This window comes from Streptomyces sp. NBC_00234, from assembly GCF_036195325.1.
Classification (GTDB): domain Bacteria; phylum Actinomycetota; class Actinomycetes; order Streptomycetales; family Streptomycetaceae; genus Streptomyces.
On sequence record NZ_CP108101.1, the window covers coordinates 1,280,419 to 1,300,275 of the forward strand.

The window sequence follows — 19,857 nt, forward strand, 5'->3', positions numbered from 1 at the left end:
CGTGTACGACTCCACCGGCCTGCGCCGGACCCACATGACCCGGCGGCTGATCCAGCTGTATGCGGGCCTGACCCTGTACGGGGCGAGTTCGGCGCTCCTCGTCCGTGCCGAACTCGGCCTCGAACCGTGGGGCGTCCTGCACCAGGGCCTCACCGAACTGACCGGCATCTCCATCGGTGTCGTCTCGATCGCCGTCGGCGCGATCGTGCTGCTGCTGTGGATTCCGCTCAGGCAGCGTCCCGGGCTGGGCACCGTCTCCAACGTCTTCGTCGTCGGCCTCGCCATGGACGGCACGCTCGCCCTCGTACCGGAGATCCACGGACTGGGCATGCAGATCCCGGCGATGGTTCTCGGCATCCTGCTCAACGGCGTGGCGACGGGGCTGTACATCACGGCCCGCTTCGGTCCCGGCCCCCGCGACGGACTGATGACCGGCCTCCACCGGGCCACCGGGCGCTCCGTCCGGCTGGTCCGCACGGCGATCGAGGTGGCCGTCGTGGCGACCGGATTCCTGCTCGGCGGGTCCCTGGGCGCCGGCACGGTCCTGTACGCGCTGGCGATCGGCCCGCTCGCCCAGTTCTTCCTGCGCGTGTTCGCCGTCCCCGGGCCCGACGACGTCACCGCCGGGGCCACCGCGCCGTCACCCGAGCAGGCGATACTGCCGCAGTGACTCATGGACGCCACCCCTACCTGGACCATCCCTCCCCGATTCCGTTCGCGCACCGCGGCGGAGCGGCGGACGGACTGGAGAACACCGCGGAGGCCTTCCGCCGGGCCGAGGACGCGGGCTACCGCTACTTCGAGACCGATGTGCACACCACCTCGGACGGCAGGCTCGTGGCTTTCCACGACACCACGCTCGACCGGGTGACGGACGCCCGGGGACGGATCTCGGACCTGCCGTGGAGCGAGGTGAGCCGCGCACGCGTGGCGGGCCGCGAACCCCTGCCGCTCTTCGAGGACCTGCTGGAGGAATTCCCGCACGCCCGGTGGAACGTCGACATCAAGGCGGAGCCCGCCCTCCTCCCCCTCGTCGACCTCGTCCGCCGGACCGGCGCCTGGGACCGGGTATGCGTCGGCTCCTTCTCGGAGGCCCGGGTGGCACGGGCGCACCGTCTGGCGGGTCCGCGCCTGGCGACCTCGTACGGTGTCCGGGGCGTCCTCGGCCTGCGGCTGCGCTCGTACGGGATCCCGGCGGCGCTCCGGGCGGGCGCCGTGTGCGCGCAGGTCCCGGAGAGTCAGAACGGCATCCGGGTGGTGGACCGCAGGTTCGTCCGGACGGCGCACGCGCGCGGGCTCCAGGTGCACGTCTGGACCGTGAACGAACCGGAACGGATGGCGGCGCTCCTCGACCTCGGAGTGGATGGCATCATGACCGATCACATCGAGACGCTGCGCACGGTGCTGAGCGAGCGGGGGGCCTGGGCCTGACGCCCGCTCGTCCGCGTCGCACGGGGACGAGCGAGGGGGCGCGGTGTGAGCACCGGTACCGCAGGAACGGCCGATCCGGCGGAGCGGCCCACCGGGGCCGCCGACCGCCGCCGCGAGCAGCGCGGCTGGTACTTCTACGACTTCGCCTGCTCCGTCTACTCGACGAGCGTCCTCACCGTGTTCCTCGGCCCCTATCTGACGTCGGTCGCCAAGGCCGCCGCCGACGCCGAGGGCTTCGTGCACCCCCTGGGCATACCCGTGCGGGCCGGCTCGCTGTTCGCGTACGCCGTCTCGGTCTCCATGGTCGTGGCCGTCCTGGTGATGCCGATGGCGGGCGCGGCCGCGGACCGTACGGGGCGCAAGAAGCCCCTGCTGGCGGCGGCGGCTTACACGGGTGCGGCGGCCACGACCGGGATGTTCTTCCTGGACGGACACCGCTATCTGCTCGGCGCGTTCCTCCTGATCGTGGCCAACGCCTCGATCTCCGTGTCGATGGTGCTGTACAACTCCTACCTCCCGCAGATCGCGGAGCCGGACGAACGGGACGCGGTCTCCTCCCGGGGCTGGGCCTTCGGGTACACCTCCGGCGCGCTCGTCCTCGTACTGAATCTGGTCCTCTACACCGGCCACGACTCCTTCGGGCTCTCCGAGTCGGAGGCCGTACGGATCTGTCTCGCCTCCGCGGGCGTCTGGTGGGGCGCCTTCACCGTCGTACCGCTGCGGCGGCTGCGCGACCGGAGCGTGCGGCCCGGTGGTGCGGGCGCGGTCGGATCAGGCTGGAAGCAGCTCCTGGCGACCCTCCGCGACATGCGACGGCATCCGCTGACCCTGTCGTTCCTGCTCGCCTACCTCGTCTACAACGACGGGATCCAGACGGTGATCTCGCAGGCTTCGCTGTACGGCTCCGAGGAGCTCGGCCTCGACCAGACGACGCTGATCACGGCGGTACTGCTGGTTCAGGTCCTCGCGGTGGCGGGCGCCCTGGGGATGGGCCGGCTCGCCCGGGTGTACGGCGCGAAGCGCACGATCCTCGCCTCGCTGGTCGTCTGGACGCTGATCCTTCTCGCCGCGTACGTGCTTCCGGCGGGTGAACCGCTCTTCTTCTACTCCCTGGCGGCGGCGATCGGGCTGGTGCTGGGCGGCAGCCAGGCCCTGTCGCGCTCGCTGTTCTCCCATCTGGTGCCCCGCGGCAAGGAGGCGGAGTACTTCTCCGCGTACGAGATGAGCGACCGCGGACTGAGCTGGCTGGGGCCCTTGGTGTTCGGCCTCGCCTACCAGCTGACCGGCAGTTATCGGGATGCGCTGATCTCGTTGGTGGTCTTCTTCGCGCTCGGTACCGTACTGCTGGCACGGGTGCCGGTGCGGGCCGCCGCGGCGGCGGCGGGCAACCCCGTTCCGGCACGGATTTAGACGTTGAAGTGAAAGGCCGGTAGTGTACGCCTTTGGCCTGCCCGGAGGACCGTTACTGCGAGCGGAAGAAGCCAAACCGTTGGGTGACAACTTCTGCCAGATGTGACAAACCGGGCATTGGTGGGTACCTAAAACCCTGGAAACCCAGAACAAGCAGCGGCACGACGGGCGACGCAGACCGGCAACGGGAATCTTTACCGCCGACCGGACGTTGACCGGATGACGACGACAGCGACACCTGTCCTGTGGGCGACAAGCCCGGGAGGCACGATTCATGAGTGAGCGAGCTCTCCGCGGCACGCGACTCGTGGTTACCAGCTACGAGACGGACCGCGGCATCGATCTGGCCCCGCGCCAGGCGGTGGAGTACGCATGCCAGAACGGACATCGATTTGAGATGCCGTTCTCGGTAGAGGCGGAAATTCCGCCGGAGTGGGAGTGCAAGGCGTGCGGCGCCATGGCACTCCTGGTGGACGGGGATGGCCCCGAGGAGAAGAAGGGCAAGCCTGCGCGTACGCACTGGGACATGCTCATGGAGCGGCGCACCCGCGAGGAGCTTGAGGAGGTGCTGGCCGAGAGGCTGGCGGTTCTGCGCTCCGGAGCCATGAACATTGCCGTGCACCCGCGGGACAGCAGGAAGTCTGCCTGACCGCGTACAGCCGCACAGATACAAGAGCCGCGGGCCGGGACACAGAACATGTGTCCCGGCCCGCGGCTTTTTGTGCCCCGCTCCCGGAGCCACATGGCCGATGCCCGCGGGCACGAACCCGCGGGCATCGGTCACAGGTGGAATCAGGGAGTCACGCGGAACGTCAGGGAGTCAGGGGCGGCCGGGGGCCCTCGTCGGGGCGGGGACCCGCCTGGGTGCCGTCCTCGCGGATGACCTCTCCCTGGACGACCTTTCCGTCCGGGCGGTGCATCCGGGCCTGCTGGAAGGCGTCCGAGAGGCTGCCGGGTGAAGCGGCCCTCATCCGGCGCTCCAGGGACCGTTCCGTGAATCGCCCGAGCGCGGTGCGGACCGGCGGCACCAGCAGGAGCAGGCCGGCGACGTCCGAGACCAGGCCGGGGATCATCAGCAGCACGCCGCCGAGCATCAGGAAGCCGTTGCCCTTGCGGCCGGCGGCGGGAGGGGGCGGGACGGCGGAGGCACCGCCCGGTCCGCCCGGCATCTGCTGGAACGTCTCGGAGAGGTTGCGGAAGGCCCGTCGTCCGGCCCGCTTCATCACCGCGGCCCCGAGCACGGCACCGGCCACCAGGAGCAGCAGCACGACGAAGCCGCTGGTAGCCTCCGCGACCACGGTCAGCAGCCAGATCTCCAGCACCACCCAGGCGGCGAGGCCCAGGGGCAGCAGCGTGCGGGCGCGTGAGCGCCGTGGACGTTTCGGGGGCGGTGTGCCGGTCGTCATGAACCCAGTGTGCCCGTACGGGCGTGCAAACGGCGTAAGAGGGTGATCATGGCGCCGGGACGGCGCGGGGTCAGCCGGACTTGCGGCCCAGGACCTTGTTCGCCCGGCTGGTGATGCCCCAGCCGGTGACCCGCCACAGCGCCTCGACGAGGATGTCGCGGCTCATCTTGGAGTCGCCGATCTCGCGCTCCATGAAGGTGATGGGGACCTCGACGACGTGATAGCCCGCCTCGACGGAGCGTCTGGCCAGGTCGACCTGGAAGCAGTAGCCCTGCGAGGCGACCTCGTCGAGTCCCAGACCGGCCAGGGTCTCCGTACGGAAGGCGCGGTAGCCGCCGGTGACGTCCCGGACCGACAGTCCGAGCAGCATCCGGGAGTACAGGCTTCCGCCGCGGGAGATCACCTCGCGGTGCTTGGGCCAGTTGACGACCCGGCCGCCGGGCACCCAGCGCGAGCCGAGGACCAGGTCGGCGCCCTTCAGCGCGGTGAGCAGCCGGGGCAGCTCCTCGGGCTGGTGCGAGCCGTCGGCGTCCATCTCGACGAGGACTCCGTAGCCGTGCTCGGTGCCCCAGCGGAAGCCCGCCAGATAGGCGGCGCCGAGGCCCTCCTTGCCCTTGCGGTGCAGGACGTGGACGTGGTCGTCCCCCGCCGCGAGCTCGTCGGCGACCTTGCCGGTGCCGTCGGGACTGTTGTCGTCGGCGACCAGGATGTCGGCATCCGGAACGGCGGCGCGCACCCGGCCAACGATCAGCTCGATGTTCTCGGCCTCGTTGTAGGTCGGAATGATCACCAGGACTCTGCCGAGCGGGCCGTACTGCCGCTGACCGCCGTCGTTCACAACTGCCCCTTAAAGTCCGTACGCAGGTGTCCACCATATCCAGCGCCCCGGCACGGGTCGCCGACGCGGTCGCGGCGGTCGCGACCGTGGACGGACAGAAGCACGGAACTACGGACAGAACTGCGGATCGGGGCCCGGCGTCCTTCGGGCCGACCTGGGACCCGCTGGCTGCGGGTCGACCGAAAGCCGTTGTCTACTGAACGTCCGGGCCCCACCCGGGTCGCACCCTCCGTCCGGCTGAAACCTTCCCTCGCCCCCGAGGCGCGGGCGCTGAACCTGGCTGTCAGGGGTGGTGCGCCGGTGCGGCACACCGCCCCATGACCCAGCGGCGTTCGACGACTGCGTGGACGTTTAACCGGTCGGACGTCCTGTGGTGGACTCGGCCGAACCTACCGGCCGGTGGGCGCGTTCTGTCAATAGTCGTTTGACCTGCGACTTTCAACCAAAATGCCTGGTCAGTGACGAAGATCCGCAGGTCGCGGCAGAGTGGGCGCGCCATCGGCCGGCGGTACGAAATGTCCGTACGTCACTCGTTCGGCCGTACGTAGACACTTTGTCCGAAGACAACGGTCCGCAGACAGACCGGAAGTTCGGCACCAGGAGTGAGATCGGGCAGGCCGGGGGTACCGGACCGGGGGTCGGTCGACCAGCGGGCGACCCGGTCGTCGGGCGCCTGGACGACCAGTTCGGCCGTACGCCAGATCGCGTAGTCGGCCGGGGCGCCCGGCACGAGAGTGCCTGCGTCGTCGCGGCCGACGGCCCGCCAGCCCCCGCGGGTGTGGGCGGTGAATCCGGCGCGTACGGAGATCCGGTGCTCGGGCGTCCGGTGGAACGCGGCGGCCCGCACGGTGCCCCACGGGTCGAGAGGGGTGACCGGGCTGTCCGAGCCGAAGGCCAGCGGCACGCCGACGCGCAGCAGCGCCGCGTACGGGTTCAGGGTCCTGGCCCGCTCGGTGCCCAGCCGCTGGGCGTACATGCCGTCCTCGCCGCCCCAGGCGGCGTCGAAGGCGGGCTGGACGGACGCGGTCAGGCCCAGCTCGGCGAAGGCGGCGATGGTCTCGGGGGTGAGCATCTCGGCGTGCTCGACGCGGTGCCGGGCGGCGCGGACGCGGGCGAGCCCCACGGTCTCGGACGCGGCCCGGACGCCCGCCACGACGGCGGCGACGGCGGCGTCGCCGATGGCGTGGAATCCGGCCTGGAGTCCGGCCTCGGTGCAGGCCGCGACGTGGGCGGCGATCGCGGCCGCGTCCAGGTGGGCGGTACCGGTGTGCGGAGCGTCCGCGTACGGCTCGTGGAGACAGGCCGTGTGCGAGCCGAGCGAGCCGTCGACGAAGAGGTCGCCGGCCGCCCCGATCGCGCCGAGCTCCCGGATGCGGCGGGCACCCTTCTCGTCGCTGATCCGCTCGGCCCAGTAACCGTGCACCCTCGGTCCCGGCTGCTCGGCGGCGAGCTTGAGCAGCCCGGTGAAGTCGTCCTCGTCGGAGATGTCGGGGCCCGCGCACTCGTGGACCGTTCCGATGCCGAGCGAGGCGGCGTGCCGCAGGGCCGCACGCTGCGCCTCCGTCCGCTGACGGGCCGAAAGGGCGCCGTGCGCGGCGGAACGCACGGCGTGGTGCGCGGGGCCGGTGAGAGGGGCGTCGGGGTGGTAGCCGACGAGCTCCGTCACGCCGGGGACCAGGTCCAGGAGCGCGGTCGTGACGACCGCGGAGTGCACATCGATCCGGGGGAGATAGACGGGCCGGCCGCCGGCCGCCGCGTCGAGCTCGGTACGCGACGGCGGGCGCTGCTCGGGCCAGCGCGTGGCGTCCCAGCCGTGACCGAGCAGGACACGGTCCCCGGGGTGGGTGCGCACGAACGCGCGCACGAGGCCGAGGGCATCGGCGAGGCTGCGGGCGCCTGAGAGGTCGAGCCCGGTCAGGGCGAGGCCGGTGGACGTGGTGTGGACGTGGGCGTCGGTGAACGCCGGGGTGACCAGGGCCCCGTCGAGGTCGATCACCTCGTCGACCCCGCTCGCGAAGGCGTCGGCGGCCCCCTCGGAGCCGACCCAGGCGACGTGGCCGCGTTCGACGACCATCGCGGTGGCGAACGGGTCGGCTGGACTGTGGACGTCTCCACCGCGCAGCAGCACGGTGCGGTGGTCGCTCTGGGGGGCGGTGCTCTCGGTCATGGGACCAGTCTCGCGCCTGCCCGGAGCGCCGCGGTCCGCGGCCCCCTCAGATGTGCGGGGGCCGCGCCTCGTACGGGGTCGAGAGGACGACGGTCGTGCGCGTGGACACACCGGCGAGGGTGCGGATGCGGGTGAGCAGGTGCTCCAGTTCGAGGGGGGTCGCCACCCGCACCTTGAGGATGTAGTTCTCGTCGCCCGCGACGCTGTGGCACGCCTCCAGTTCCGGGACCTCGGAAAGCCGCTCCGAGATGTCGTCGGGTGCGCTGGGGTCGAACGGTTTCACCGAGATGAACGCGGTGAGGGGCAGGCCGACGGCCTCGGGGTCGACGACCGCGGCATAGCCGCGGATCACCCCGCGCTGCTCCAGCCGGCGGACACGCTGATGAACCGCCGAGGTGGACAGGCCCGTGGCCTTGCCCAGGTCGGTGTAGCTCATCCGCCCGTCCTTGACGAGCAACTCCACAATCTGACGGTCCAGCTCCTCCATGCGGATCAACCTATGCCCCCGTCCCCTTCCGGCACAGCCGTAAGGGCCCCGGAAGGGCACCTGCGGGGGGCATGTGACGAATGCCACAGGTTTACGGATGGGTAGCGGACGGCCTCGCGGTTACGGCCGACGCGTGACGGGAAGTGCTTGCTGTGGCCGAGGCCACGGCGCCTTGTCGGCCCACCCGAGGGGGGAATTCCCATGCAGAGCCTGAAGCTCACCGGACGTACCGAACCGGAACCCGTCGATCCGGACGAGGACGGCACGCCCGACGCGTACGACACGTTCGAGATGTACCGGGTGATCTGCCCGGACTGCGCGCAGCCGATCGCGCTGCTGGCCGACGAGGACGTCCTGCCGGAGCACGCGCTGTGCCCGAGCCCCTGGAACCCGTTCGGCCTCACGGTCTGCGCGGGTACGGGCCGCTCCGCGGCCGGGGCCCGCCCCGCCGACGAGTCGCTCGACGCCCAGGAGCAGGAGACGGCCCTCCTCCTGACGCTCCCCCAGGGTCTCGACTGGCGGATGCAGCCGTTCTCGCACGCCGGCGGCGTGGGTTCGCGCCCGCTGCGGGTGCCGCAGATGCGGCGTCACGCCGCCTGACGTACTACTGTCGCGCCGCACCACGACGGGTCGCCCGGCGTGGTGCCGACAGCCACTCACCGGCCGGTCCCTCAGGGCCGGCACGGCGAAGAGCCCGGCCGGAGACGGCCCGGCGCGTCACGTACACCTGACGAACTGGCGCTCGAACGGGTCCGGCAGTGACCCGTTCCCGGCTTCCGGCGTTGGATCTGTATGACCACGCTGCATTCCACGGCCGGCCCAGGTCGACGCCGTCTCGTCGCTCCGACCCCCGAGGAATCGGTTCCGCAGCCCGGTGCGCCGTCCCGGTCGCAGCCCGCGCCCCAGCCCGTGTCCCGACCCGGGACGCAGGAGCGTCAGCGCACCGCGCCCCAGCCCATGCCGCAGCCCACGACGCAGGGACTGGGCCGGCCGGGCATGTCGCACTCGGCCGACCCGCCCATCTACCGCGCGATGCTGCGCCATTGGGAGAGCGCGGGACGGACGCTGCCGGGCCGCCACGACACGGAGTGGAACCGCATCATGACGACACCCGTGTGGTCGGACGTGCGCGTCAGCGCGTCTCGGGGCCCGCGAGGTGACGGGCGATGACCATGCGCTGGATCTGATTGGTGCCTTCGACGATCTGGAGCACCTTGGCCTCGCGCATCAGCCGTTCGACGGGGAAGTCGAGCGTGTAGCCGTAGCCGCCGAGCACCTGGACCGCGTCCGTGGTCACCCGCATGGCCGCGTCCGTGCAGAACAGCTTCGCCATCGCCGCCTCCCGGGAGAACGGCCGGCCGGCGTCGCGCAGACGGGCCGCCGCCAGGTAGAGCGACCGGCCGGCCTCGATCTGGGTGGCCATGTCGGCGAGCATGAACCGCAGGCCCTGGAAGTCGGCGATCGGACGGCCGAACTGGCGCCGTGCGGTGGCGTATTCGACCGCCTCCGTCAGAGCCGCCTGAGCCACACCGATGGCACAGGCAGCGATCCCGAGCCGGCCGGAGTCGAGCGCGGACAGGGCGATGGCGAATCCCTGCCCCTCCTCACCGATGCGGCGGGAGTCGGGAATCCGGACGCCGTCGAAGTTCAGCTGGGCGGTGGGCGAGCCCTTCATGCCCATCTTCTTCTCGGGGAGGGCCGCGTTCATGCCTTCCGCGTCACCCGGGACCAGGAAGGCCGTGATGCCGCGGGGGCCGTCGACACCCGTGCGCGCCAGCACCGTGTAGAAGTCGGCGATCCCGCCGTGGGTGATCCACGCCTTCGTACCGGTGATGACCCAGTCGTCACCGTCGCGCACGGCCTTCGTGCGCAGCGAGGCGGCGTCGGAGCCCGAGGCGGGCTCGGAGAGGCAGTAGGCGCCCAGCAGGCCGCCGGAGAGCATCGCCGGCAGGTGCGCGGCCTGCTGCTCCTTGGTGCCGTAACCGGCGAGTGCGTGGCAGGCCAGCGAATGGACGCTGACGCCGAGGCCGACGGTGAGCCGGGCGGCGGCGAGCTCTTCCAGGACCTGGAGGTAGACCTCGTACGGCTGGTCACCGCCGCCGTGGTCCGAGTCGTAGGGCAGTCCCAGCAGCCCGGACTCGGAGAGCAGGGTGAAGACCTCGCGCGGGAACAGGCCCGCTTCCTCCTCCTCGGCCGCGCGGGGCGCGATCTCCCTGGACACGATGTCGCGTACGAGTGCGACAAGCTGCCGGGACTCCTCGGTGGGCAGGCTGCGTTCCACCAGCTGCGGGGCACGGTCGGACATGACTGCGCTCTCCTCCCTGTCGGGCGTAGCGGCGGTCGCACGCGCGGGGTAGGAGCGGCGCCGCCGGGTGATCCCGGGCTCGGCCCGGAAAAGCATGACTCCCCAACCGATCCTGCCCTCTCGGATCACAAGAGGCGCTGGCCAGCGGCTGTGGCGGGTTGAGTATGCCCGATCGGAGCGCTTCCGTCACGGGGTGCACGGCGGCACCGGGCGGTCCCGGAAATGGTCCGCACCATTGGGCCGACCGGTCCGGGCCTGCCGGAGTTCCGCCGGCGCCTCCGTCTCCGGGGCCGGCCGGTGGGGCGGGGAGTCCGGTGACCCCTCCGCCCCCGAGCCGTCAGAGGATTCCCAGCGACTTCAGGACCCGGCTCTGCGCCGCCGTCGGAGCGGCGGGGAAGTAGAGGTAGCAGACTCCCCCGGTGCCTCCCCTGACCTTGCCGGTGGCGTCGTAGCGCTTCGTGCGGAGCCAGATGTTCTCCCATTCGCGCCGCCGGTAGACGCGGCGTACCGCCTCGTTGGACGGCGACGCCGGGTCGTTGGCGATCACGTCGCCCTCGGCGGTGAAGCCGATCACCGTCATCAGGTGGCCCGAGGTGCCGTAGCCCGCCCCGGTCAGCTCCTCCTTGAGGAAGGACTGTGACGTTATGACCGGGACGCCCGCGCCGACCAGCTTCTCCAGGTCCGTGAGCGAGCCGAGGCGGGTGACCACCGCGCTCATGTCCTTGTACGTGGCGGCGTAGGCGGCGTTGAAGGGCCAGTTGCCGCAGCCTTCGTACTGGTGGTCGTACGTGTACCGGGCCGCGTGGCAGACCTGCGGGTCGACGATGTCCGGCCTGACCCAGGCCAGGTCGTCCGCGGTGGGCCTGCGTCCCCAGTACTCGACGATCATCTGCGAGGAGGTGGGGCTGCACCACGCCTCACCGCCGTTGTCGTACTCGGGGTACTCCCCCACGTGGACGTTCTGCGAGTAGCGCGGCACAGCGAGCTCGCGGGCGAGCCCCGGTGCGGTGGCGGGGACGGTGAAACGGTCCGGGACGTCGGACGCCATCGCGCCGACGCGCCAGACCGTGGGCGTGAGGGCGGTGCCCGGCGTGCGGTGGAGTGTGAGCCGCAGGCGGTACGAGAGCAGACGGAGCCCGCTCGCCGCGTCGTCCACGGAGAAGGTGTCGGTCCAGATGGAGCTCTTGCCGTCGCTCTGGTCGTCGACGGAGGTGCGGCGGATGTCGCCGTCGCCCGCCGCCCAGCGGCCCATGACGTACCAGGGGGTGTCGGTGCCGTCGGAGTAGGTGCCGAGCAGTTCGATCTGGACCCAGGTGCCCGCGGGGGCATCGGCGTTCCAGGAGGCGATCACCTCGGTGGCTGGGACCTTCGAGCGGTGGACCGGTGAGGTCCACGTCGCGTACTCCCAGGAGCTGGTCGTACCGGTGTGCGGGTCGGTGTAGTCGCTGCGCCCGGCGGGGGCGGAGATCACCAGCCCGGGCCTGCGGCCCGCGACCACGCGTGTGCCCGATCCGGAGCCGCAGCGCCAGTCGGTGTACGTGTTCCAGAAGCGGTTGTCCACCAGCGGGGCCGCGGCCGTGGGGGCGGCGGGTCCTGCGGGGCCGGCGGCCGCGGCCGTGGCGGGGACTGCGGCTGCCACCGCACCACCACTCGCCGCCGCGAGCGCGGCGGTCAGCACGGTCCTGCGCGAAGTCGGTCTGGTCATGGGCGAGACCCCCGGTCGTAAGCGGAATGGGGCTGCGGGTGCTGATCAGGTGGGCCAACTATTGCGGGTCGCGGCCCCGTTCGGCCAGCGATTCGGCTCGTGCCGCTGGACCAATATTGGTCTGGTCCACTGGCGTGACCTGCGGTTGCTTCGGCCGGGATCGTAGGCTGGGCGGATGACCGACCTCGCCGAGCACGCCCGTGGCCTGCGGGCCCTGCCCCCGTCCTGCGGTCCGGTGCGGCTGCTCGCGGTGGACGGGCACGCCGGCTCGGGCAAGAGCACCTTCGCGGCCCGTCTCTCGGCGGCGCTCGACGACGCGCCCGTCCTTCATCTGGACGACCTCGCGACCCATGACGAGCTCTTCGCCTGGACGGACAGGCTGCACGAGCAGGTCCTCGCCCCCCTCGCGCGCGGCGAGCGCGCGCACTACGCGCCGTACGACTGGACCCTGCGGCGCTTCGGCCCCGCGCGGACGCTGGAGCCCGCGCCCGTGGTGCTGCTGGAGGGCGTGGGCTCCGGGCGGCGCGAGGTACGTCCCCTGCTCGCGGGACTGCTGTGGATGGAGCTGGCGAGCGGTCCGTCCTGGGAGCGCGGCCGGCACCGCGACGGGCCCGCGCTCGGGGAGTTCTGGGACGGCTGGACCGCCGCCGAGGAGCGGCATTTCGCCGACGACCCCTCACGACCCTTCGCCGATGCACTGATACGGCAGTTGCCCGTGGGGTACGAGTGGCTGAAGGGGCCCCGAGCCACCACAGGGGCGAGCCATTTCGTCACCCACGGTGACAGCGCGACACCGCCCTACTGAGCAGTCCGAAATCGGCTCGGAAGTGCCTCAACTCGGCTTGACCGAGGGGCCGTACAGGTCTTACGTTCTCAATGTGCGGCTTTTCGGAGCCCCCGCAGACGCGAAGCCCCCGGTTGTTCCCCCGTGATCGGGGGCTTCGTTCTGCGCGCGCACCTCCTCCACCGGCTCCACAAGGAGCCTTTCGCTTACCCACGGTCACGACTGCATCGTCGGCCACACCCTTAGCCGCGTACTGCCTTCGCAGGTACGATGCACTGCGGTGCGGTCAATTCCCGTCCCCGGCACGGTGATTCGGCGTGCCCAGGTGGGCATGCTGTGCGGGCGGGACATCCTGGGGCACGGTTTGTGGGGGACCTGATGGACATCGGCACGCAGGGCGCACAGGCCCCCGCCGACCTGGCCTGGCTGCGCGGTGTGGACGCCTACACGATGGGCGCGTACCCGCAGGCCGAGGAGGAGTTCAGAACCGCGGTGCGCTTCGACCCCGGCATGGCGGACGGCTGGCTCGGCCTCCATGCCCTGCGGGTCGACACGACGACGGCTCTGCTCCGCATGTACCGCCATCGCGAACGTTTCGGGGAACAGCGCGCCCGGCATCGCCGCACGCTCAACTCCTGGTACTGGCTGGGCTGGTGGGTGCAGCCCGTGCTGGAGAGCCCGCGCGACCTGCTCCTCGCGCACGCCTCCCACTGGCTGGACGGCCGCCACGTGCCCGAACTCGACCGGGCCCTGGCCGGGCTTCCGCCGGTCGACGCGGATCCGCAGGTGCGGTTCCTGCACGCCTGCCGCTCGTATCTGGTCAAGGACTGGGAACAGCTCGTACGCAACACCGAGCAGCTCGTCGAGGACCCGCTGCTGGGCATCGAGGCAGGACTGTTCGGGGGCATGGCCCGGGTGCGTCTGGAGATGTACGGGCAGGCCGAACCGCTGCTCTCCGCCGCGCTGATGCGCTGCCGCAGCGAGCAGCCGCAGCGCAAGGAACTGCGCTACTGGCTGGCGAGGGCCCACGAGGGCACCGGCCGGAGCGCCGCGGCGCTGCCCCTCTACCGTGCGGTGCACCGCATCGACCCGGCGTTCATGGACACCTCGGCCCGGCTCGCGGCGATCTCCGAGGGCGACGGGTACGACGACTCCGCCGACCTGGCCTCCGTGGCCCTGACGGGCTTCGGTTCGGACGGCCTGGGCACCGAGACCCAGATCGACGGCGACGCGCTCCTGGGCACGGATCTGGTCGACGGCCGGGAGCCGTGGCTCGGCGGCGATCCGCAGGGCCTGGCGGGAATCGTCGCACCGCCACCGGCCGACGGGGTGCGGGAGAAGTCGCCGGCGGCAGGCCGGCCGGGGCCTCCGGTCTTCCCGGCGGGGCCCAGTGACCCGGAGCTGCTCGCCGAGGCGCTGGCCGAGCTGGAGCGCATGGTCGGCCTCGAACCCGTGAAACGGCAGGTCAAGGCCCTGTCCGCCCAGCTGAACATGGCGCGCCTGCGCGCCGAGCAGGGCCTTCCCGTCCAGCCGCCCAAACGGCACTTCGTCTTCTCCGGCCCCTCGGGCACGGGCAAGACGACGGTGGCCCGCATTCTCGGGCGGGTCTTCTACGCACTGGGCCTGCTCGGCGGTGACCATCTGGTGGAAGCCCAACGGGCCGACCTGGTGGGCGAGTTCCTCGGTCAGACGGCGGTCAAGGCGAACGAGCTGATCGACTCGGCGCTCGGCGGGGTGCTCTTCGTCGACGAGGCGTACAGCCTCTCCAACTCCGGTTACAGCAAGGGCGACGCGTACGGGGACGAGGCCCTTCAGGTGCTCCTCAAGCGTGCCGAGGACAACCGGGACCATCTCGTGGTGATCCTCGCGGGCTACCCGGAGGGCATGGACCGGCTGCTCGCCACGAATCCCGGTCTCTCCTCGCGCTTCACCAGCCGCGTCGACTTCCCCAGCTACCGGCCGCTGGAACTGACGGCCATCGGCGGGGTGCTGGCCGCGGACAACGGGGACGTCTGGGACGAGGAGTCCCTGGAGGAGCTGCGCAGCATCAGCGGGCACGTCGTGGACCAGGGATGGATCGACGAGCTGGGCAACGGCCGGTTCCTGCGGACCCTGTACGAGAAGAGCTGCGCCTACCGTGATCTTCGGCTGTCCGGGTACGCGGCGGTGCCGACCCGGGACGATCTCGCCACCCTGCGCCTGCCGGATCTCATGCAGGCGTACGGCGAGGTGCTGTCCGGCCGGGGGCCGGTGAACCGGGGCCCGCAGGAACCCGGCGCGGCCTGACGGAGTGGCGTGCGGGGCGTCCGGCGGGCCGGTTCGTCCTCGATCGCCGGACCGGCCGGAAGACTGCCCTCCATCGCCGGACGGGCTTGATGGCCGCCCGCCCGGCGAAGAAGGCCCGGAACCGCTCGGCGCTTTGATGTGCGCCGCCCGGCGTCAGGGGCGTCCGGCCATGGCCTTCCGCTCCTTCTGGTCCGCCGGTACGTCCACCGTGCGGCGCGGTACGGAGATCCGGTGGGCCGGATCGCGGACCTCGCCCACCAGCATTTCCAGGACGTCCTCCATGGCGACCAGGCCGAGTACCCGCCCTGAGGCGTCGGCGACCTGGGCCAGGTGCGTCGCGGCGCGGCGCATCACGGTCAGGGCGTCGTCGAGCGGGAGCTCCGCGCGTACGGTCGCCATCGGGCGCCAGACCTGCTGCGGCACGGCGCGCTCGTCGTCCTCCAGGTCCAGCACGTCCTTGACGTGCAGGTAGCCCATGAACGGACCGCCGCCCTCCGCGCAGACCGGGAACCGCGAGAAGCCGGTGCGAACGGTCAGTTCCTCGACCTGGCGCGGGGTGACGGACGGGTCCACCGTGACCAGGGACCCCCGGCTGAGCAGCACATCGGTGACGGGCCTGCTGCCCATCTCCAGCGCGTCCTCCAGGCGCTCCTGCGCGGCCGGCTCGATGAGTCCGGCCTGTCCGGAGTCCTCGACGAGCCGGTTGAGCTGCTCGCTGGTGAAGACCGCCTCGACCTCGTCCTTGGGCTCGACGCCGAAGAGCCGCAGGACGAGCCGCGCGCAGACGCCCAGGGCCGCCGTGACCGGCCGGCAGAGCCGGGCGAAGCCGACGAGGGCCGGGCTGAGCCACAGCGCGGTCTTTTCGGGGGCGGCCATCGCCAGGTTCTTCGGGACCATTTCGCCGATGACGAGGTGGAGGAAGACGACGAGGGCCAGGGCCAGTGCGTATCCGAGGGGGTGGACGAGTCCTTCGGGTACGTGCGCGGCGTGGAAGACCGGCTCCAGGAGATGGGCGACGGTCGGCTCGGCGACGGCTCCCAGGGTGAGGGAGCAGAGGGTGATGCCGAACTGGGCCGCGGCCATCATCTGCGGCAGGTTCTCCAGTCCGTACAGGACCTGCCTGGCCCGGCTCGATCCGCTCGCGGCGAGCGGTTCGACCTGGCTGCGCCGCACGGATACCAGCGCGAACTCGGCGCCGACGAAGAAGCCGTTCGCGAGCACGAGCAGTCCGGCGAACAGCAACTGGACGAGACTCATCGCACGGCCTCCAGCAGGCGGTGGGAGAAGGCTTCGCCGGCCGGTGCCGGCTCGTCGGTCAGGCGCACGAAGCGGACCTGCTCGGCCCGGTAGTGGCCGACCTGGCGGACGCCGATACGCCAGCCGGGGAGCTCGGCCCGGTCACCGGGGGCGGGGATGCGCCCCAGCAGGTCCGCGATCAGGCCGGCGACGGTCTCGTACGGCCCGTCGGGCACGTCGAGGCCGATCCGGCGCAGGGTGAGGACCCGGCAGCTTCCCTCGACGTCCCAGGCGGGACGCCCGTCGTCGGCGACGGCGGGGACGAGTTCGGGCCGGTCGGCGCCTACGGCGTCGTGCTCGTCCCTGACCTCGCCGACGAGCTCCTCGATGATGTCCTCCAGGGTGACGACGCCGGCGGTCCCGCCGTACTCGTCGACCACCACCGCTATCGGCTGCTCGTTGCGCAGCCGGTGCAGCAGCTGCTCCACCGGGAGCGTCTCCGGGACCAGGAGCGGCGGTACGGCGATCCGGCCGGCCGGGGTGCGCAGTCTGTCGCCCGCGGGGACCGCGAGGGCGTCCTTGAGGTGGACCATGCCGACGACCTCGTCGATGCGTTCCCGGTAGACCGGGAAGCGGGAGAGGCCGGTGGCACGGGTGAGGTTGAGGACGTCCGCGGCGGTGGCCGAGGACTGGAGGGCACTGACCTTCACGCGCGGGGTCATGACGTGCTGCGCCGTGAGCCCGGCGAGCGAGAGGGTGCGTACGAAGAGGTCGGCGGTGTCCTGTTCCAGGGCGCCGGCCTCGGCCGAGTGCTGGGCCAGCGAGACCAGCTCGCCCGGGGTGCGGGCGGAGGCCATTTCGTCGGTGGGCTCGACGCCCATCAGTCGGACCAGCCGGTTGGCGACGGTGTTCAGCGCGGTGATCACCGGCCGCAGGGCGGCGGCGAAACGATGCTGGGGACCGGCGACGAACCGGGCGACCTGGAGCGGCCGTGAGACCGCCCAGTTCTTCGGTACGAGTTCGCCGATCACCATCTGCACGGCGGATGCCAGCAGCATGCCGATCACGACGCTGACCCCGGAGACGGCCCCGGCGGGCAGTCCGGTGGCGGTGAGGGGTCCGGCGAGCAGCTGGGCGAGCGCCGGTTCGGCGAGCATGCCGACGACCAGCGAGGTGATGGTGATGCCCAGCTGGGTGCCGGAGAGCTGGAAGGAGAGTTCGCGCAGGGCGGCGACGACGGTGCGGGCCCGCCGGTCGCCTTCGGCGGCGGCGCGTTCGGCGTCCGGCCGCTCCACCGTGACGAGCCCGAACTCGGCTGCCACGAAGAATCCGTTGGCGAGGATGAGAAGGAATGCCGCAGCGAGCAGCAGCAGGGGGGTGGTCATACCGCCGCCTCCGGGAAGAGCGTGAGCTCAGGCTCTGCTGGGGCGGCGCAGGTACTACCGGACGATCCGTCCATTGCTGGAGGGAGTCACTCCTTGGGTCGCAGGAAAGCCCCGCCGGCCTCGTGGACCTCTCGTGCGGGGCGGGGCGCACCGGGCGCCGCCGCCCTCAAGAGTAGTCAAGAAGGGGCCGTACGGGGCAGGGGGCTCAGCCGTTCTCCGTACCGGCGTCCGCTCCGGTGCCGTGGAATTCGGCGAGTGCGCGGAGCGCGCGGGCGTCCCGGACGGCCTGTTCCTTGGCGATTCCGGGCTGGATGCCGAGGGCGGGCAGGCTGGTGCCGTCGCTGAGGTCGAGGAAGACCCAGGGGTCTCCGACCCGCAGGTTGACGCGGAGGATCTCCGCCCAGGCCAGCCTGCGGGTGCGGGTGAGATTGACGACCGTGACACCGTCCTCGTCGGCGACGACCTTCGGCCGGCTGAGGAGGGCCAGGACGCCGAAGAAGAGCAGCGCCACGAAGACGAAACTGGTCCGCTCCCCCGCGCTCAGCTTCTCCAGCGCCAGGGCGACGACGGTGATGACGACGAACATCGCCAGCCCCACGGTCAGCAGGACCACTCGGGTGAGGGTGGGCCTGAAGGTGACCGGGAGGGCGGGACGTTCGGGCCGGGGCGCGGGGGCGGTCATCGGGTTCTCTGTCTTCCGGTGTTCGTGGTTCCCGGCCGTCAGAGGCGGCAGGCGTGGATGGCCGTGGTGAGGATGGCGCGGGCACCCAGTTCGTACAGGTCGTCCATGATCCGCTGGGCCTCCTTGGCGGCGACCATCGAGCGGACCGCGACCCAGCCCTCGTGGTGCAGCGGGGAGATGGTCGGCGACTCCAGGCCCGGGGTGAGGGCCACGGCGCGCTCCAGGTGCTCCACGCGGCAGTCGTAGTCCATCATCACGTAGCTGCGGGCGACCAGGACGCCCTGGAGGCGGCGCAGGAACTGCTCCACCTTGGGCTCGTCGGCAGGGGCGCCCTTGCGACGGATCACGACCGCTTCCGAGGACATGATCGGCTCGCCGATGACTTCCAGACCGGCGTTGCGCATGCTGGTGCCGGTCTCCACCACATCGGCGATGATCTGGGCGACACCGAGCTCGATGGCCGTCTCGACCGCGCCGTCGAGGTGCACGACCGATGCCTTGACACCCACTTCGGCGAGGTGCTTGGCGACGATGCCCTCGTAGGAGGTGGCGACCGTCATGCCGTCGAAGTCCTGCGGGCCGGTGGCCGTGCCGGGCTTCGTGGCGTAACGGAAGGTGGAGCGGGCGAAGCCGAGCTGGAGGATCTCCTCGGCGTCGGCACCGGAGTCCAGCAGCAGGTCGCGGCCGGTGATGCCGATGTCCAGGCGGCCGGAGCTGACGTAGATCGCGATGTCGCGCGGCCGCAGGTAGAAGAACTCGACCTCGTTCGTGGGGTCGACCAGGACGAGTTCCTTCGACTCCTTGCGCTGCTGGTAGCCCGCCTCATGGAGCATCGCCATCGCAGGCCCGGAGATTGCACCCTTGTTGGGGACGGCGATGCGCAGCATGAGGTCAGGTTTCCTTTGTGCGGAGGGAGTTCCGGGAACGTGCGGGGGTGTGCTCAGAGGTGGGCGTAGACGTCGTCGAGGGAGATTCCGCGGGCGACCATCATCACCTGGACGTGGTACAGCAGTTGCGAGATCTCCTCGGCAGCGGCCTCTTTGCCCTCGTATTCGGCGGCCATCCAGACTTCGGCGGCCTCCTCGACGACCTTCTTGCCGATGGCATGCACTCCCTTGTCCACCAGTTCGGCGGTACGGGAGGTGGAGGGGTCGCCGTTGGCGGCCTTGAGCTGCAGCTCGGCGAAGAGCTCTTCGAAGGTTTTGTTCGCCATGATGTCCTTAAGAATACGGGTCGCCGACCGGGACTCAGCGCCAGGGTTCGCTGACGGTGCGCAGCGTCGCGGCGGTCGCGACGGCCGCGGTGACCGCTTCGTGACCCTTGTCCTCGTTGGATCCTTCGAGGCCGGCCCGGTCGAGCGCCTGCTCCTCGGTGTCACAGGTGAGGACACCGAAGCCGACGGGGACCCCGGTATCGACGGTGACCTGGGTGAGGCCGTTGGTGACGCCCTGGGACACGTACTCGAAGTGCGGGGTGCCACCGCGGATGATCACGCCGAGGGCGACGATCGCGTCGTAACCGCGTCCGGCGAGGACCTTCGCGACGACCGGGAGCTCGAAGCTGCCGGGGACGCGGAGCAGGGTCGGCTCGTCGATGCCCAGGTCGTGCAGGGCGCGCAGCGCGCCGTCGACGAGACCGTCCATGACCTTCTCGTGCCACTGGGCCGCGATCACCGCGACCCGCAGGTCACCGCAGTTGCGTACGGACAGTTCGGGTGCGCCCTTGCCGCTCATGT

Annotated in this window: 19 protein-coding genes; 7 read left to right on the plus strand and 12 right to left on the minus strand. The window is 71.2% G+C overall.

Annotated features, from left to right (window positions below):
- Position 1 precedes the first annotated feature (1 nt).
- The 4 genes from yczE to OG230_RS05410 all read left to right on the plus strand — a co-directional run bounded on the left by yczE (position 2) and on the right by OG230_RS05410 (position 3,490).
- Complete coding sequence (yczE, locus tag OG230_RS05395) at positions 2-670, plus strand: membrane protein YczE (RefSeq protein WP_443051499.1); 669 nt, start codon at positions 2-4, stop codon at positions 668-670.
- A complete protein-coding gene (locus OG230_RS05400) occupies positions 667-1,431 on the plus strand; it encodes a glycerophosphodiester phosphodiesterase (RefSeq protein ID WP_328908979.1) in 765 nt (254 codons plus the stop codon). Before yczE ends, OG230_RS05400 begins: the two co-directional genes overlap by 4 nt.
- Positions 1,432-1,476: 45 nt before the next feature.
- The gene (locus tag OG230_RS05405; RefSeq protein WP_328908980.1) at positions 1,477-2,841 is read left to right on the plus strand and encodes an MFS transporter; all 1,365 of its coding nucleotides are present in this window, start codon (positions 1,477-1,479) and stop codon (positions 2,839-2,841) included.
- Between the two features lie 274 nt (positions 2,842-3,115).
- The gene (locus OG230_RS05410; protein ID WP_007262928.1) at positions 3,116-3,490 is read left to right on the plus strand and encodes an RNA polymerase-binding protein RbpA; all 375 of its coding nucleotides are present in this window, start codon (positions 3,116-3,118) and stop codon (positions 3,488-3,490) included.
- A gap of 163 nt (positions 3,491-3,653) precedes the next feature.
- On the opposite strand, the gene fxsA is transcribed toward OG230_RS05410, so the two are convergent.
- The 4 genes from fxsA to OG230_RS05430 all read right to left on the minus strand — a co-directional run bounded on the left by fxsA (position 3,654) and on the right by OG230_RS05430 (position 7,739).
- A complete protein-coding gene (gene fxsA, locus OG230_RS05415; RefSeq protein WP_328908981.1) occupies positions 3,654-4,247 on the minus strand; it encodes an FxsA family membrane protein in 594 nt (197 codons plus the stop codon).
- 70 nt (positions 4,248-4,317) lie between these two features.
- A complete protein-coding gene (locus tag OG230_RS05420) occupies positions 4,318-5,085 on the minus strand; it encodes a polyprenol monophosphomannose synthase (protein ID WP_328908982.1) in 768 nt (255 codons plus the stop codon).
- 526 nt (positions 5,086-5,611) lie between these two features.
- Positions 5,612-7,252 carry an amidohydrolase gene (locus OG230_RS05425; protein ID WP_328908983.1) on the minus strand — a complete coding sequence of 547 codons (1,641 nt, stop codon included), beginning with the start codon at positions 7,250-7,252 and terminating at the stop codon, positions 5,612-5,614.
- A gap of 46 nt (positions 7,253-7,298) precedes the next feature.
- Entirely contained in the window at positions 7,299-7,739 is a 441-nt protein-coding gene (locus OG230_RS05430) for an Lrp/AsnC family transcriptional regulator (protein ID WP_328908984.1), read from the minus strand.
- A 201-nt stretch (positions 7,740-7,940) separates the two neighbouring features.
- Between OG230_RS05430 and OG230_RS05435 the strand changes: the two genes are divergently transcribed.
- Positions 7,941-8,339, plus strand: coding sequence for a hypothetical protein (locus OG230_RS05435; protein WP_328908985.1), 399 nt, complete (start codon positions 7,941-7,943; stop codon positions 8,337-8,339).
- Positions 8,340-8,871: 532 nt separating this feature from the next.
- Here the strand turns inward: OG230_RS05435 and OG230_RS05445 are convergent.
- Positions 8,872-10,044, minus strand: coding sequence for an acyl-CoA dehydrogenase family protein (locus tag OG230_RS05445; protein ID WP_328908986.1), 1,173 nt, complete (start codon positions 10,042-10,044; stop codon positions 8,872-8,874).
- Between the two features lie 337 nt (positions 10,045-10,381).
- The gene (locus tag OG230_RS05450; protein WP_328908987.1) at positions 10,382-11,749 is read right to left on the minus strand and encodes a peptidase C39 family protein; all 1,368 of its coding nucleotides are present in this window, start codon (positions 11,747-11,749) and stop codon (positions 10,382-10,384) included.
- Between the two features lie 175 nt (positions 11,750-11,924).
- Here OG230_RS05450 and OG230_RS05455 point away from each other — a divergent pair, with 175 nt between their 5' ends.
- Both OG230_RS05455 and OG230_RS05460 read left to right on the plus strand, forming a co-directional pair.
- The gene (locus tag OG230_RS05455; protein WP_328908988.1) at positions 11,925-12,554 is read left to right on the plus strand and encodes a uridine kinase family protein; all 630 of its coding nucleotides are present in this window, start codon (positions 11,925-11,927) and stop codon (positions 12,552-12,554) included.
- Positions 12,555-12,911: 357 nt separating this feature from the next.
- On the plus strand, positions 12,912-14,819 hold the full coding sequence (locus OG230_RS05460) for an AAA family ATPase (protein WP_328908989.1): 1,908 nt from the start codon (positions 12,912-12,914) through the stop codon (positions 14,817-14,819).
- A gap of 153 nt (positions 14,820-14,972) precedes the next feature.
- Here OG230_RS05460 and OG230_RS05465 read toward each other — a convergent pair whose 3' ends face one another.
- The 6 genes from OG230_RS05465 to ribH form a co-directional block, all read right to left on the minus strand.
- Positions 14,973-16,076, minus strand: a complete 1,104-nt coding sequence (locus OG230_RS05465; protein WP_328908990.1) for a hemolysin family protein — start codon at positions 16,074-16,076, stop codon at positions 14,973-14,975.
- Positions 16,073-17,440 carry a hemolysin family protein gene (locus tag OG230_RS05470; RefSeq protein ID WP_328908991.1) on the minus strand — a complete coding sequence of 456 codons (1,368 nt, stop codon included), beginning with the start codon at positions 17,438-17,440 and terminating at the stop codon, positions 16,073-16,075. Before OG230_RS05470 ends, OG230_RS05465 begins: the two co-directional genes overlap by 4 nt.
- Positions 17,441-17,645: 205 nt before the next feature.
- Positions 17,646-18,122, minus strand: coding sequence for a PH domain-containing protein (locus OG230_RS05475; RefSeq protein WP_328908992.1), 477 nt, complete (start codon positions 18,120-18,122; stop codon positions 17,646-17,648).
- A 38-nt stretch (positions 18,123-18,160) separates the two neighbouring features.
- Positions 18,161-19,009 (minus strand): ATP phosphoribosyltransferase, encoded by an 849-nt coding sequence (gene hisG / locus OG230_RS05480; RefSeq protein WP_328908993.1) that lies wholly within the window; start codon positions 19,007-19,009, stop codon positions 18,161-18,163.
- Positions 19,010-19,062: 53 nt separating this feature from the next.
- The gene (locus OG230_RS05485; protein ID WP_056787177.1) at positions 19,063-19,335 is read right to left on the minus strand and encodes a phosphoribosyl-ATP diphosphatase; all 273 of its coding nucleotides are present in this window, start codon (positions 19,333-19,335) and stop codon (positions 19,063-19,065) included.
- A 34-nt stretch (positions 19,336-19,369) separates the two neighbouring features.
- Positions 19,370-19,855, minus strand: coding sequence for a 6,7-dimethyl-8-ribityllumazine synthase (gene ribH / locus OG230_RS05490; protein WP_307128077.1), 486 nt, complete (start codon positions 19,853-19,855; stop codon positions 19,370-19,372).
- Between the last annotated feature and the right edge of the window lie 2 nt (positions 19,856-19,857).

Bases quoted from the DNA above. Each gene is read 5' to 3' on its own strand.
- OG230_RS05410 (WP_007262928.1), top strand. From the start codon at position 3,116: ATGAGTGAGCGAGCTCTCCGCGGCACGCGACTCGTGGTTACCAGCTAC.
- fxsA (WP_328908981.1), bottom strand. From the start codon at position 4,247: ATGACGACCGGCACACCGCCCCCGAAACGTCCACGGCGCTCACGCGCC.
- OG230_RS05425 (WP_328908983.1), bottom strand. From the start codon at position 7,252: ATGACCGAGAGCACCGCCCCCCAGAGCGACCACCGCACCGTGCTGCTG.
- OG230_RS05430 (WP_328908984.1), bottom strand. From the start codon at position 7,739: ATGGAGGAGCTGGACCGTCAGATTGTGGAGTTGCTCGTCAAGGACGGG.
- OG230_RS05435 (WP_328908985.1), top strand. From the start codon at position 7,941: ATGCAGAGCCTGAAGCTCACCGGACGTACCGAACCGGAACCCGTCGAT.
- OG230_RS05445 (WP_328908986.1), bottom strand. From the start codon at position 10,044: ATGTCCGACCGTGCCCCGCAGCTGGTGGAACGCAGCCTGCCCACCGAG.
- OG230_RS05450 (WP_328908987.1), bottom strand. From the start codon at position 11,749: ATGACCAGACCGACTTCGCGCAGGACCGTGCTGACCGCCGCGCTCGCG.
- OG230_RS05455 (WP_328908988.1), top strand. From the start codon at position 11,925: ATGACCGACCTCGCCGAGCACGCCCGTGGCCTGCGGGCCCTGCCCCCG.
- OG230_RS05460 (WP_328908989.1), top strand. From the start codon at position 12,912: ATGGACATCGGCACGCAGGGCGCACAGGCCCCCGCCGACCTGGCCTGG.
- OG230_RS05465 (WP_328908990.1), bottom strand. From the start codon at position 16,076: ATGAGTCTCGTCCAGTTGCTGTTCGCCGGACTGCTCGTGCTCGCGAAC.
- OG230_RS05470 (WP_328908991.1), bottom strand. From the start codon at position 17,440: ATGACCACCCCCCTGCTGCTGCTCGCTGCGGCATTCCTTCTCATCCTC.
- OG230_RS05475 (WP_328908992.1), bottom strand. From the start codon at position 18,122: ATGACCGCCCCCGCGCCCCGGCCCGAACGTCCCGCCCTCCCGGTCACC.
- hisG (WP_328908993.1), bottom strand. From the start codon at position 19,009: ATGCTGCGCATCGCCGTCCCCAACAAGGGTGCAATCTCCGGGCCTGCG.
- OG230_RS05485 (WP_056787177.1), bottom strand. From the start codon at position 19,335: ATGGCGAACAAAACCTTCGAAGAGCTCTTCGCCGAGCTGCAGCTCAAG.
- ribH (WP_307128077.1), bottom strand. From the start codon at position 19,855: ATGAGCGGCAAGGGCGCACCCGAACTGTCCGTACGCAACTGCGGTGAC.